The 13135-nt window shown below is 63.4% G+C and carries 13 protein-coding genes; 5 read left to right on the top strand and 8 right to left on the bottom strand.

Features of this window, described 5'->3' with window-relative positions:
* Window positions 1-118: 118 nt before the first annotated feature.
* The gene (locus ACGYK7_RS05800) at window positions 119-745 is read right to left on the bottom strand and encodes a J domain-containing protein (protein ID WP_067263283.1); all 627 of its coding nucleotides are present in this window, start codon (window positions 743-745) and stop codon (window positions 119-121) included.
* Between the two features lie 77 nt (window positions 746-822).
* Here ACGYK7_RS05800 and ACGYK7_RS05795 point away from each other — a divergent pair, with 77 nt between their 5' ends.
* A complete protein-coding gene (locus ACGYK7_RS05795) occupies window positions 823-1080 on the top strand; it encodes a BolA family protein (RefSeq protein ID WP_394399897.1) in 258 nt (85 codons plus the stop codon).
* A gap of 9 nt (window positions 1081-1089) precedes the next feature.
* Here ACGYK7_RS05795 and ACGYK7_RS05790 read toward each other — a convergent pair whose 3' ends face one another.
* The 4 genes from ACGYK7_RS05790 to ACGYK7_RS05775 all read right to left on the bottom strand — a co-directional run bounded on the left by ACGYK7_RS05790 (window position 1090) and on the right by ACGYK7_RS05775 (window position 4966).
* Entirely contained in the window at window positions 1090-1578 is a 489-nt protein-coding gene (locus tag ACGYK7_RS05790; RefSeq protein WP_394399895.1) for a DUF4177 domain-containing protein, read from the bottom strand.
* Between the two features lie 45 nt (window positions 1579-1623).
* Window positions 1624-2109: a thioesterase family protein gene (locus ACGYK7_RS05785; RefSeq protein WP_394399893.1), complete on the bottom strand. Its 486-nt coding sequence runs from the start codon at window positions 2107-2109 to the stop codon at window positions 1624-1626.
* Window positions 2106-3620, bottom strand: a complete 1515-nt coding sequence (gene gatB, locus ACGYK7_RS05780) for an Asp-tRNA(Asn)/Glu-tRNA(Gln) amidotransferase subunit GatB (RefSeq protein WP_394399891.1) — start codon at window positions 3618-3620, stop codon at window positions 2106-2108. Before gatB ends, ACGYK7_RS05785 begins: the two co-directional genes overlap by 4 nt.
* 71 nt (window positions 3621-3691) lie before the next feature.
* On the bottom strand, window positions 3692-4966 hold the full coding sequence (locus ACGYK7_RS05775; RefSeq protein ID WP_394399889.1) for a hypothetical protein: 1275 nt from the start codon (window positions 4964-4966) through the stop codon (window positions 3692-3694).
* Between the two features lie 240 nt (window positions 4967-5206).
* Between ACGYK7_RS05775 and ACGYK7_RS05770 the strand changes: the two genes are divergently transcribed.
* Window positions 5207-5959: a transglycosylase SLT domain-containing protein gene (locus tag ACGYK7_RS05770; RefSeq protein ID WP_394399888.1), complete on the top strand. Its 753-nt coding sequence runs from the start codon at window positions 5207-5209 to the stop codon at window positions 5957-5959.
* A 1-nt stretch (window position 5960) separates the two neighbouring features.
* Here ACGYK7_RS05770 and ACGYK7_RS05765 read toward each other — a convergent pair whose 3' ends face one another.
* Window positions 5961-6422: a hypothetical protein gene (locus tag ACGYK7_RS05765; RefSeq protein ID WP_394399887.1), complete on the bottom strand. Its 462-nt coding sequence runs from the start codon at window positions 6420-6422 to the stop codon at window positions 5961-5963.
* On the bottom strand, window positions 6415-8973 hold the full coding sequence (gene pepN, locus ACGYK7_RS05760) for an aminopeptidase N (RefSeq protein WP_394399885.1): 2559 nt from the start codon (window positions 8971-8973) through the stop codon (window positions 6415-6417). Before pepN ends, ACGYK7_RS05765 begins: the two co-directional genes overlap by 8 nt.
* A gap of 103 nt (window positions 8974-9076) precedes the next feature.
* Between pepN and ACGYK7_RS05755 the strand changes: the two genes are divergently transcribed.
* From ACGYK7_RS05755 to ACGYK7_RS05745, 3 genes are all read left to right on the top strand, one after another.
* The gene (locus ACGYK7_RS05755) at window positions 9077-9301 is read left to right on the top strand and encodes a hypothetical protein (RefSeq protein ID WP_394399883.1); all 225 of its coding nucleotides are present in this window, start codon (window positions 9077-9079) and stop codon (window positions 9299-9301) included.
* A 90-nt stretch (window positions 9302-9391) separates the two neighbouring features.
* Entirely contained in the window at window positions 9392-11560 is a 2169-nt protein-coding gene (locus ACGYK7_RS05750; RefSeq protein WP_394399881.1) for a malate synthase G, read from the top strand.
* 52 nt (window positions 11561-11612) lie between these two features.
* Window positions 11613-12395, top strand: coding sequence for a gamma-glutamyl-gamma-aminobutyrate hydrolase family protein (locus tag ACGYK7_RS05745; RefSeq protein ID WP_168612018.1), 783 nt, complete (start codon window positions 11613-11615; stop codon window positions 12393-12395).
* Window positions 12396-12539: 144 nt separating this feature from the next.
* On the opposite strand, the gene ACGYK7_RS05740 is transcribed toward ACGYK7_RS05745, so the two are convergent.
* Complete coding sequence (locus ACGYK7_RS05740) at window positions 12540-13112, bottom strand: REP-associated tyrosine transposase (RefSeq protein ID WP_394399879.1); 573 nt, start codon at window positions 13110-13112, stop codon at window positions 12540-12542.
* Between the last annotated feature and the right edge of the window lie 23 nt (window positions 13113-13135).

Here is a 13135-nt window from a genome sequence, read left to right as displayed (position 1 = left end):
TTTCCTTAGGCGCGCGGTCGGGGCCGCGCGCGTATCTGGTGCAACATATCGTGCGTATCCGCAAGGGGAAGGGGGCAACTGGCATTATCCGCACCCGGCCGCTGGTCCGGTCGCGGGATCAGTCCTTGAAGTTGCGGCTGCCCTTGATCTGGTCCCATGCCCAGACCACCAGTTGCAACTGCTCTTCCTGACTGCGGTCACCGCCGTTCATATCGGGGTGCAGCACCTTGATCAGCGCCTTGTAGGCTTTGCGGACCTCGGGCTTGGTCCATGTGTCCTTGGCTTCGAGAATCTCGATCGCGCGGCGTTCGGTGGGCGGCAGGCGGCGGCCCGCCTGCTGGCCCTTGCCGGGGTTCTGGGTCGCGTTCTTGCCCAAGACCTGATGCGGGTCTTCGATGCCAAGACGGGCCCATGCGCGCTGCTCGGGGTCGCCCAGCGGTTTGGTGCTGCGCTCCCAGACCTTGTCCTTGGACATCTGCGCGTTCATCTCGGCCTCGGTGGTGCCGTCGAAGAAGCTCCACTTCGCGTTATATTCGCGCACATGTTTTTGGCAGAACCAGAAGTAGTCATCCAGCACATCGGGCGCCTTGGGGGCGCGGAACTTGCCCGGTTCGTCGCAGCCTTCGTGGTCGCAGATCCGGGTCGAGGTTTCCGACGCACCGGACATGCCGCGGCGGCCGCGGGGGTTTTTCTTTTTGGAGGACGACACGGACATGTCGAATCCGAAGGGATCAGGTTTTGGCATGTGGATAGACCTTTCCGACTCAGGCCGGTCACCATATACCCTGCGTCGCAGGATTGAAGGGGGCCGGGGGTAAAAACATGTCCACAACACAAGAGATTTCGGATCGGCTGGAAGCCGCTTTTGCGCCGCGTGAACTGGAGGTGGTGGATGACAGCGAAAGCCATCGCGGTCATGCCGGATTTCAGGAGGGGGGCGAAAGCCACTTTAACGTGCGCATCCGGTCAGAGCGTTTCAAGGGTCAGAACCGGCTGGCGCGGCACCGGGCGGTGCACAGCGCGTTGGGGCCGGATCTGATGGCGCGCATTCACGCGCTGGCGCTTGACCTAGACGAATAAGGCCCGCGTTTAGGGCTTTGTTTTATCGTCGTTTTCGTCGCCCTCTTGCGGCGAAGCTTCATCCGCTGAGGGGCCGGACAGAAACGCGGGCGGCGTCGCCGCTTTGGCGGGTTCCTCTTTCGCGGGCGCGTCATCCTCGGGCGTGATGGAGGCGGGCGCATCGGCCTGCAGCGCGGTGTCTTCGCCTTCGATCGTGGCGGCCAAGGCGGGCGGTGCGGCTGCAGTGGCGGGCGGCAGAAGATCGCCATCCTCCTGCGGGCCCGCAGCAGTCGCCAAGCGGCGGAACACCAGAACATTGCGCCATTCCGTAGTGGTCGAGGTCAGGCCCGACCGCTCTTGCGAGGGCAAAGTCTCGGCCCGCTGGTATTCCCAGCCCTCGGCGGCCTGTTCGTTAAGGCATTCTTCCAAGGTCTTGGCGAAACGCGCTTCGGGGGCCTTCAGACCTTTGGCTTTCTGCCCTTTGCTGGGGGCGGGAAGGATCTTGTATTCGTAGCGCATAGGGGCCTCGGCTGGGTTGGCGACATAAGCCGCATCAGGTGAGTTTCAGGCGGATTTGCGGCGGATGCCGATGCTGCGACCGGCCTGCGCCGGTTTGGGCAGTTTGGCATGGTTTTGCCGCATCGCGTCAAGACGGGTCAGGATATGGTCCGGCATGGGGGCCACACGCGGGCCGGACTGGTCCACATGCAGCGTCAGCCCTTCGGCGGTGGCGGCGAGCCACCCGTCAACGTGCCATAGTTCCTGAAAACTGTGAAACCGCTTCTCGTCATGGTCGAGCAGTTGGAAGGTGGTATAGACGCGGTCACCCTCATGCAGTTCGCGCAGGTAGCAGACGTGGAATTCAGCCACATAGGTGGTGCAACCCGTGCGCTGATACGCCGGCCCCAGACCGATTTCGCCATAAGCTTGGTCAACGCCCTGATCGAACAGGACGTTGTAATAGGCCATGTTCAAATGACCGTTGAAATCGATCCATTCGGGGAGAACCGTCATCTCGTCCGAACGGAAGGGGACCGGTGCGTCGCTCATTGCTGGGCGAGCTTGCGCGACACGATTTCGTTGACCGCCTTGGGGTTGGCCTTGCCGCCCGTGGCCTTCATCACCTGACCGACGAACCAGCCCGCCAGCTTGGGGTTCTGCTGGGCCTTTTCGACCTGCGCGGGGTTGGCGGCGATGATTCCGTCCACCGCCGTCTCGATCGCGCCGGTGTCGGTGACCTGCTTGAGGCCCTCGGTCTCAACGATCTCATCCGGTTCGCGCCCGGTTGTATACGTGATTTCAAAGACTTCCTTGGCGATCTTGCCCGAGATTGCATCGGAGGCGATCAGATCGACAATGCTACCCAATTGCGCCGGGGTGACCGGGCTTTCGGTGATGCCCTTATCGTCTTTCTTGAGGCGACCAAACAGCTCGTTGATGACCCAGTTCGCGGCCATCTTGCCATCACGACCCTGCGCCACGGCCTCGAAATAGCCCGCGCTGTCGAGATCGGCGGTCAGCACGGAGGCATCGTAGTCCGACAGGCCGAAGTCATTGATGAAACGGGACTTCTTTTCGTCCGGCAGTTCGGGCAGGTTGGCCTTGATGTCGTCCACCCATGCCTGTTCGATTTCCAGCGGCAGCAGGTCGGGGTCGGGGAAATAGCGGTAGTCATGCGCCTCTTCCTTTGAGCGCATGGAGCGGGTTTCCTGCTTGTCGGGGTCGAAAAGGCGCGTTTCCTGCACAACCTCGCCACCGGCTTCGACAATCGCGATCTGGCGTTTCGCTTCGACTTCGATGGCCTGCTGGATGAAGCGCATGGAGTTCATGTTCTTGATCTCGCAGCGGGTGCCGAGATGCGAGAAATCCTGCGTTTCCTGATACTTCTCGTATTGCCCAACACGGCAGACCGAGACGTTCACGTCCGCGCGCATTGCGCCCGATTGCATGTCGCCGTTGCAGGTGCCCAGATAGCGCATGATCTGGCGCAGTTTGGCGAGATAGGCGGCGGCTTCCTCGGGCCCGCGAATGTCAGGACGGGAGACGATCTCCATCAGGCAGACGCCGGTGCGGTTGAGATCGACGAAGGACATGTTCGGGTCCATGTCGTGGATCGACTTGCCCGCGTCCTGTTCCATGTGGATGCGCTCGATCCGGACCAGCCGCGCAGTGCCGTCGCCCAGTTCCACCAACACTTCGCCTTCGCCCACGATGGGCTCGTAAAGCTGGCTGATCTGGTAGCCCTGCGGCAGGTCGGGGTAGAAGTAGTTCTTGCGGTCGAAAGCGGATTTGAGGTTGATCTGCGCCTTGAGGCCAAGACCCGTGCGCACCGCCTGTTCGACGCAATATTCGTTGATCACCGGCAGCATGCCCGGCATCGCGGCATCGACAAAGGCCACGTTGCTGTTGGGCTCGGCGCCGAACTTGGTCGAGGCACCCGAAAAGAGCTTGGCGTTCGACGCGACCTGCGCGTGCACCTCCATCCCGATGACCAGTTCCCAGTCATGTTTGGCACCGGCAATCACGCGCGGTTTCGGGGTGTCGTAACTCAGATCAAGCATCGCGGCCGCCTTCGGTCAATTGGAACTTGGCCGGTCATACTGGAGCGCACCACGCGCTTCAAGAGGCAGGCTTAGCCCGGCATGGCAATCTGGCGGCGGCCTTCGGTGAAAATGACCCGTTTGCCCGCTTCGATCTCACGTTGGAAGAGGCCGGTGATGATGCGCATGGCCTCATCCCGGCCCGAGGCGGCAAAACGCCGGGCGGAGCGGACGCGCAGGTTGTTGTCAAAGCCGCGGGCGGCATGGGCCCAGAGCATCGGGTGCAGTTCGGTCATGTGGTCGCGCACGATCCAGCGCGCGCAATCGGCGATCTCGGCCCGCACGGCCCCGGCGGCATCCTCTGTTTCTGCAGCCTGACCGATGGCGCTGGCGCAATAGGCGGCCAGCAGGTTGGCGGTATGCGGGTCGGGGCGGCGGGCAAGGATGTCGTGCAGCCCTTCGATGAAAAACGGCACATCTAGGTTGGCACAGGCCTGCGCATCGCAACTAATCGCGTCAAATTGCACCCAAGTGTAGCCGCCCGCGCCCCAAGTCTCTTCGGTCCGCGCGGCGGTGCGGCGGGCCTCGAGTTCCAACTGGTCATATGAGCCATGCCACCTTGGCAGAAGGTGGTTGCCCATGGCCCGCATGGGGCGCGGGTTTGCGGGGTTCAGGTCGATGAGCCGCGCGTAGCGGTCCGCCACGGCGCGGGCGTCACCGCCGGTTCCCCCAAGCAGGGCACAGTGCGTCGCCGCGAGCAGAGGCGAGGCGGCTGTGTCCTTGTCGAATGGCGCGAGGATTTGCTCGGCGCGTTCAAAATGCGCGGCGAAGACCGCATGGTTGCGGGCGGGCACGTCGCTGTCCCAGCCCGTGCCGCGCCAGGCCCAGCCGATGTCCATATGCGCCTGCGCCACGATGGCGGCGATCATGGCGTTGCCGGCGTGATCGGCCAGCACATGTTCCAGCGCTTCGATCCCGGCCATCAGCGGCGCGTCACTGGCCGGTTTGCCGTCGTAAAGCGCGTGTTCCGCGGCGAGAATCACATCCGCCCGCGCGCCAAAGGCCATCAGCTCGGCCACCGGCATGGCGCCCGGTGTCATCTCGCGGTTCTTGTCGGCGTCGTGCAAAAGCTCCGCCATCTCCTCCCAACGTTCTTGGCGCACCAGCCATTGCGCGCGGTATTGGTGACGGTCGCGCTGCATCTCTTCGGCGGTGGGGTCGGGGCAGGAAATGCGCAGCAGCGCGTCACGCGGCGCGCGGCGGCGCAGGAGCGGCATTTCAAGCGGCTCGAACTCGCAGGCTTGGGGTGCGGGCTTAACAAAGAACCCTTGCAAGGCGGACGGGATTATATGCGAGAGTTTCTTCATCTGGGGCCGGTCCTGCCTGCTGTTTGTCGGTGATTTAGGTTTGACCGGGCAATGGGGCGGAACCGTGTCCGGCGTGCGGAGCTTTCGGGAAAATTCTGCAGCGCAGTCGGGCAAGCGGGGGCGATCCTTCGCGACAATCCGGCGGCGCGGCGGGCGCTGTTTCCCGATCAGAGGAAATCTGCCGATCCCGCGCCCCCGCCGCGCTTGCCAAGCGCGTTTCGGGGCGGTCTTATGCGCGCCATGAAACCTGCCATGATTGCCCTATTGCTCTGCGCCAGCCCCACCATGATTTGGGCCGAATTGCCCAAACAGCCCGCCCCGGTGGTAGCGGTGGATAACGTGGTGCAGGCCGCTGCCACATCTTTGTCCTTCCCCGATGCGGTCGAGCCCGAGGACGCACCGCCCGCGCTTGAGACTGCGCCCTTTACCACAACGCTGCGCCCGCCCGCGCGCCCGGGCAATCTGCCGCGCACCCGTTGGCAGCATATGCGGGGGCATTCGCTGTGGACCCGTGCGGCAATCTCGGCGCTGAAATCCCATGGCAAGCCCCTGGTGGATATGGTGCCCGCCGATGTGGCGGAGTGGTGCCCGGCCTATCCCACGGCATCCGACAGCCAGCGCCGCGCCTTTTGGGTCGGCTTCATGTCGGCGCTGGCCAAACATGAAAGCACCTATCGGTCTTGGGCCGTGGGCGGCGGTGGCCGCTGGTATGGGTTGTTGCAAATCCTGCCGGGCACCGCGCGGGGCTATAAATGCAATGTCGGCAGCGGTGACGCGCTCAAGAACGGGGCCGCGAACCTCAGTTGTGCCGTGCGGATCATGGCGACGACCGTGCCGCGCGATGGGGTGATCGCCGGAAACGGCAGGCGCGGCGTCGGGGCCGATTGGGGGCCGATGCGCAGCGCCTCCAAACGGGCGGATATGTCTCGCTGGTTGCGGCAGCAGTCCTATTGCAAACCGTTGAACGCGACCCGGCCCCGGGGCCGTCCGTAGATCACTGGATCAGCGTGAAGTGATGCCGTTCCGTCGTGATGCCGCGCGCCTGAAGCGCGGCTTCCAATGCGCGGTGCGGTGGGGTGGCCTCGAAAGGCAGTTTGATCTTGCGGCCCGTGCGGAGAATAACCGTCGCGCGCACGGACATATCAAGGCGCGTATCGAGCCGAACCCGGTCGACCTGCGCCAGCGCGATTTTCGCATCCCGTTTGCCGGTGAACCACGACAGGCTGCGCTGGTCGAGCGTCAGTCCGCTCGCTGGATTGCTGAAGACCTCCCATAGCGCGGGCAGGGTAAAAAGCCCCAGCAGCCCCACAAGCCACCCCGAAGCGTCGAGCCAGTGCCACGCCGCGCCGAGGGCCAGCCAGATTAGCGGCAACAGCAACAGGGCCGTCCGGCTGCGGGCATGGCGGCGATAGGTATAGGCCGCCATGCCCACTGTCTGAATGGGCGTGTCAGGCACCGCGAATGCGGCTGAGCATCTCGGAGGTGTCCCGGCTGAGATCGGGACTGGCGAGGATGCGGTCGAGTTGGGTCTCGATCATCTTTTGCCGCGCCATGTCATAGCGCCGCCATGTCTGGAAGGCCGAACACATCCGTGCCGTGGTCTGCGGGTTTACCGGGTCGAGTTTGATCAGCCAGGCGGCCAGCAGCGCGTAGCCCTTGCCGCTCTCATGGTGGAATCCGGCGTGATGCATGGCAAGGCTGCCAAAGACCGCGCGGAAGCGGTTGGGGTTCTTCCAGTTGAAATCGGCGTGTTCGGTAAGCCTGCGCGCCACTTCGGCAGCCTCTTCCGGTGCAGCTTGGCTGACTTGCAGCCCGAACCATTTGTCCATCACCAGACGGTCATCCCGCCACTGCGCCTCGAAGGCCGCCAATGCCTTGTCGCCCTGACCCGCACGCAGTAGGGCGGCGAGCGCGCTGAGCTGTTGGGTCATATTGTCGGCCTCGTCGAACTGCGCCTGTGCACGGGCCGGTCCCTCAACGCGGGTCAGCAGGGCAAGGGCCGCGTTGGTCAAGGCGCGTTTGCCCGATTGCGCCGCATTGGGCTGGTAGGGGGCATCGACCCTATGACGGTCAAAAAGATCGCTCAACAGCGCGGCGAACCGTTCGGCCATGGCGTCGCGGGTGGCCTCCACCGCCTGATGGATCGCCGCCGGATCCGGCGTTTTGCCAGCGTCATAAAGGGTGCTGGCCAGATCGGCATGGCTGGGCAGCCCCAGCATCAGCGCGCGGTAGGCAGGCTCAAGGGTCTCATCCTCCAACACGGCCCGCAGGGCGGCGAGCCAAGCGTCATCGGGCGCGCGGTCTTCGGTGATCGCGGCCTGCAAGGATTGCCGCGCCAAGGTGCGCCCGGCCTCCCACCGGTTGAAGGGATCGCTGTCATGCGCAAGCAGCAGCAGCCGCTCTTCTTTCGAGAGGTCTTGATCCAGCACCACCGGGGCGGAGAAACCACGCAGCACCGAGGCCACGGGGCGCGCATCCAACCCGTCGAAGGTGAAGCTCTGTTCCGCCTCGGTCATCTCCAACACGCGAGAGGGGGCCACTTCGGCCCCATCTGCGCCGATCAGCCCCACGGTGATGGGCAGAACCTGCGGTTTGGGCTCGGGCGTGGCGATGCTGGGCGGGGTGTGCTGGGTAAAGGTCAACGTAAAGACGCCTTTGCCCGCATCCCAAGCCTCTGCCACCGAAAGACGCGGCGTGCCCGCCTGCGAATACCAGCGCTTGAACTGGCTGAGATCGCGGCCCGTGGTGTCTTCGAACACCTTCAGCCAATCTTCGATCGTCGCCGCGTCGCCATCGTGACGCTCGAAATAGAGGTCCAGCGCCTTGGCATAGGCGTCATCGCCCACCAAGGTCTTGAGCATGCCGATCACCTCGGCGCCTTTCTCATAGACGGTGGCGGTGTAGAAGTTGTTGATCTCCTGAAAGCTTTCGGGCCGCACCGGATGGGCCAACGGGCCTTGATCCTCGGCGAACTGACGTGCGCGCAGGTCGATCACATCGCCGATGCGTTTCACGGCCGGAGAGCGCATATCGGAGGTGAACTGCGCGTCGCGGTAGACGGTCAGCCCTTCCTTGAGGCAAAGCTGGAACCAATCCCGGCAGGTGATGCGGTTGCCGGTCCAATTGTGGAAATACTCATGAGCGATGATCGCTTCGATCCGCTCGAAATTATCATCCGTCGAGGTTTCGGGCGAGGCGAGAACGGCGGCGGAGTTGAAGATGTTCAGCCCCTTGTTCTCCATTGCCCCCATGTTGAAATCATCCACCGCGACGATGTTGAAGATGTCGAGGTCGTATTCGCGGCCATAAACCTCTTCGTCCCATTTCATCGACGCCTTCAGCGCCTCCATCCCAAAGGCGCATTTGCCCTCATCTCCGGGGCGTACATAGAGGTTCAGATCAACCTCACGGCCCGACATGGTGGTGAAACGGTCGGAATGTGCGACCAGATCGCCCGCCACCAGCGCGAAAAGATAGGCAGGCTTGGGCCATGGGTCGTGCCACTGGGCATGGTTCTGCCCCTGTGCCACCGGGTTGCCGTTGGACAACAGAACGGGATGCGGGCCGTTGATGGTCACGGTGAAGACGCTCATCACATCGGGACGGTCGGGGTAATAGGTGATCTTGCGAAAGCCTTCGGCCTCGCATTGGGTGCAATACATGCCGCCCGACATATACAGCCCTTCGAGGGCGGTGTTGCCCTTGGGGTCGATCTCGACCTCGGCCTCCCAGACGAAGGGGCCGTTGGGCGCATCGCAGGTCAGACCGCGCTCTGTGACCTGCGGAGTGACCGGCTTGCCGTCGATCTGCGCGGAGATAAGCTTGAGTTGTTCACCATGCAGGAAAAAGTCAGCATTCTGCGCCGCCGGGTTGGGACGAAAGGCGATGCGGCTTTTAACCCGCGTCTTATGGGGATCAAGGTCAAAAGTCAGGGCCACCTCATCCACCAGAAAGCCGAAGGGCTGGTAATCACTGAGATAGATCGTTTGGGGGGTGGCGTCGCGCATTGGGCCTCCAGTCGCGGGAACGTAATTGGTCCGGGAAATGTTATGTCCCCAGAAGGCCGCCTGCAAGCCGAGCTGCCCCAACTTCGACCAATGAGGTGTATCAATGTCCGCCCCCGACACCGATACCGAAACGCAGAAGAAACGTCATCGTCCTGCTCTGATCGGTATCAAAACCGCGATCATCGCAGGGGCGCTCTTGATGATCGCCGGCGTCGTTTATGCAGTTTTGCAAGCCACCGACCCCTCGCCGGACGGGGATGTGCAGCCCGTGGACGGCCCGGTGGAGGCCGAACCCGTGATCGCCACCCCGGAGCCGGTGGCCAACTAGCGCCGCGACCGCCTGCCAGCCGCTGCTTGCGCCCCTTTGCCTTTCTGCTAGACCTTTCACAAAGGTATCCAGCGCGGGAGAGGGCGGAGAATGACGGCTAGAATTAACAAGAACGGTTTGCAGGTAGAGCCCGCACTAGTTGATTTCATTGAAGGATCGGCGCTGCCGGGCACCGGTGTAGAGGCGGAAGGCTTCTGGGCGGGGCTGTCGGACCTCGTGCATGACCTTGGGCCGAAGAACCGTGCGCTTCTTGAAAAGCGGGCCGAAATTCAGGCCAAGATCGACGATTGGCACCGCACCCGCGCAGGCAAACCCCATGACGCGGAAAGCTACACCGCATTCCTGCGCGAGATCGGCTATCTTTTGCCGGAAGGACCGGCGTTCCAGATTGAAACGCAAAACGTGGACCCCGAAATCGCGCAGGTGCCCGGGCCGCAGCTTGTGGTCCCGATCACCAACGCCCGCTTCGCGCTCAACGCCGCCAATGCGCGCTGGGGCAGCCTTTATGATGCATTCTATGGCACCGATGCGCTGGGCGATCTGCCGGTGGGCAAGGGCTATGATGCGGAGCGCGGCGCGCGGGTGGTGGCACGGGCGAAAGCCTTTTTGGATGACGCCGTGCCGCTTTCTGCGGGCAGCCATGCGGATTTGGCCGGGTATCGCGTGGTGGATGGGCACCTCGAGGGTGTGATGGCACAGGATGCGGCCCCTTGCGGCTTGGCTGATTCAGCGCAGTTTGCGGGCTACCGGGGCGCGGCGGAAGCGCCGGATGCGATCCTTTTGCGCAACAACGGGCTGCATATCGAGATCAAGATCGACCCCGACCACGCGATTGGCAAGGACGACCCCGCCAGCGTTGCGGATGTGATCATTGAATCTGCCCTCTCGACCATCATGGATTGCGAAGACAGCGTCGCGGCGGTGGATGTCGAAGACAAGGTGCTGGCCTATGGCAACTGGCTGGGGCTGATGAAAGGGGATCTCGCCGAAACCTTTGAAAAAGGCGGCCAGACCGTCACCCGCCGCATGGCCGAGGACCGTCGCTATACCGCGCCCGATGGGGAGGGGGAGGTCACGCTGAAGGGCCGCTCTCTGATGCTGGTGCGCAATGTCGGCCATCTGATGACCAACCCCGCCGTGCTCGACCGCGAGGGGCGTGAGATTGGCGAAGGGCTGATGGATGCGATGGTCACCACGCTGATCGCCATTCATGACCTCAAACGCGCGGGCGGCAACTCGGTCACCGGCAGCGTCTATGTGGTGAAGCCCAAGATGCACGGGCCCGAGGAAGTGGCCTTTGCCGATGAGATTTTCACCCATGTGGAAAAGACACTCGGCCTGCCGCAATATACCGTGAAGCTCGGCATCATGGACGAAGAGCGCCGCACGAGCGCCAACCTCATGGAATGTATTCGCGCCGCGAAACACCGTGTGGCCTTTATCAATACCGGTTTCCTCGACCGTACGGGAGACGAGATCCACACCAGTATGGAAGCCGGTCCGATGGTGCCCAAGGGCGAGATGAAGAACAGCGCTTGGATCGCCGCCTATGAGGATCGCAACGTCGATATCGGCCTCGCCTGCGGTTTGCAGGGCCGCGCGCAGATCGGCAAGGGCATGTGGGCCATGCCCGACCGTATGGCCGAGATGCTGGAGGCCAAGATCGGCCACCCGCAGTCCGGCGCCGATTGCGCATGGGTGCCATCGCCCACAGCGGCCACCCTGCACGCTACACATTACCACAAGGTTAACGTCTTGGCGCGGCAGGAAGAGATCAAAGAGGGCGGCGCGCGCGCCTCGCTCGACGCGCTGCTGACCATCCCGATGATGGAGGGCCGCAACCTCAGCACCGAGGAAATCACCCGCGAGATCGAGAACAACGCGCAGGGCATTCTGGGCTATGTCGTCCGCTGGATTGATCAGGGGGTCGGCTGCTCCAAAGTGCCGGACATCAACGATGTGGGCCTGATGGAAGACCGCGCCACCTGCCGCATCTCGGCCCAAGCGCTGGCGAATTGGCTGCATCATGGCGTCATCAGCCGCGCGGAAGTCGAGGCCGCGCTGAAAAAAATGGCAGCCGTGGTGGACCGTCAGAACGCCGACGATCCCAGTTATCGCCCCATGGCGCCGGGCTTTGACGGGGTGGCCTTTCAGGCCGCCTGCGATCTGGTGCTGAAGGGGCGCGAACAGCCTTCGGGCTATACCGAACCGGTGCTGCACGCGCGGCGGTTGGAGCTGAAGGCACAGAGCCGAGGTTGAGGCCGCGGCGCGAAGCGCCTATGTTCGGGCCATGGTGAAGAAGAGGTAACTCATGGCCCGACCCGTCGTTGGTATCATTGGCAATTCCTACCTGCTGAACGATCAATACCCCGTCCACGCGGGCGGGCAGATGAACACCGAAGCGATTGCCGAGGTCTCGGGCTGTCTGCCGCTCATCGTGCCGAGCGATCCGCGCTTTGTCTCGGTCGAGGAATTGCTGGAAGTTTGCGACGGTTTCCTGCTGACGGGCGGGCGGCCCAATGTGCATCCCGAAGAATATGGTGAGCCCGAGACGGAGGCACATGGTGCCTTTGACCGCGCGCGCGACGCCGTGGCGCTGGCGCTGGTGCGGGCCTGTGTCGCGCGGGGCCAACCCTTCCTCGGCCTTTGCCGCGGGTTTCAGGAGGTGAACGTTGCGATGGGCGGGTCGCTCTACCCCGAAATTCGCGATCTGCCGGGGCGGATGAACCACCGGATGCCCCCCGACGGCACCATCGAAGAGAAATTCGAACTACGCCATGACGTGAGCTTTACCGAAGGCGGCGTGTTCCACCGTGTGATGGGCGCGTCCAAAGTGCTGACCAACACGCTACACGGGCAGGGGATCAAGGAACCCGGACCGCGCGTGGTGATCGACGGCCACGCGGATGACGGCACCCCCGAGGCGATCTATATCAAAGACGCCCCGGGCTTTACCCTCGCCGTGCAGTGGCATCCCGAGTGGAACGCAGCAAATGACCCCGTTTCGCGCCCGCTGTTCGAACATTTCGGCGCGGCGGTGCGGGCTTGGGCGGCGGATGGGTCGGCCATGCCGGTGATGACCGCCGCACAATAGGGCCGGGCGTAGCGGGCCGGGGGCGCTTGTCGCGCTCTGATGGCCGGTCGCCCGCTTTTCGGATTGCGACCGTCTGCATCGCGGCGCAGCTGTCCTGCCGATCCCCGCAATGAAGCTGCCAACGGGGGCTTACCTTAACGCCGCTCAACTGTGCAGCCTGCGCAAAGGCGCAACGGAAGAGATTGCATGGTTCAGCGACGTTACATCATCGTCCAAGACCGAGTCCTCCTCCGCGCCCCGTGGCGCTGTACGATCCGAGCAGGCGCGGCTGTAGGAACTGTAGGGCCAAGCCTCTGGACGGTCGCAATAGCCTGCATGGACAGGGCTGAGGTGCACCAAGCTGCAATGCCGGTCGAAATCCGCCGGGTCGCGGATCCGATGCTCCCAGAAGCGGCGCTGCCAGATCCCTTTCTCGCCCCGTTTGATCTGCCGCAGACTGCGATGCGGGGCCGGGGGGAGATGGCGGGAAAATCGCCCCTTCCACATGCCGATCCGATTGCTGTAATCGTTGTCGTCCGGCGGCAGGGTCCAGACCGTATGAAGCACATCCGGCAAGATGGCGATGGCGTCGATCCGGAAGGGTTTGCGCGCCATAGTCTCACGCATGGCTTGGCGCAGGGCCGTGATATGCCGCAGCAGCGCGTCATCATCGCGGCGCGCGAGGCGCAGGGTAAAGAAATAGCTGTTCGGGCCATGGGATGAAGGGCTGTCTTTCATGGCCCTGAGCTTGGCCCAGCTTG

The sequence above is a fragment of the Sulfitobacter sp. 1A15299 genome, assembly GCF_043556915.1.
Classification (GTDB): domain Bacteria; phylum Pseudomonadota; class Alphaproteobacteria; order Rhodobacterales; family Rhodobacteraceae; genus Sulfitobacter.
Note: the sequence above shows the minus strand (reverse complement) of the source record. Positions and strands in the feature narration are given on the sequence as shown.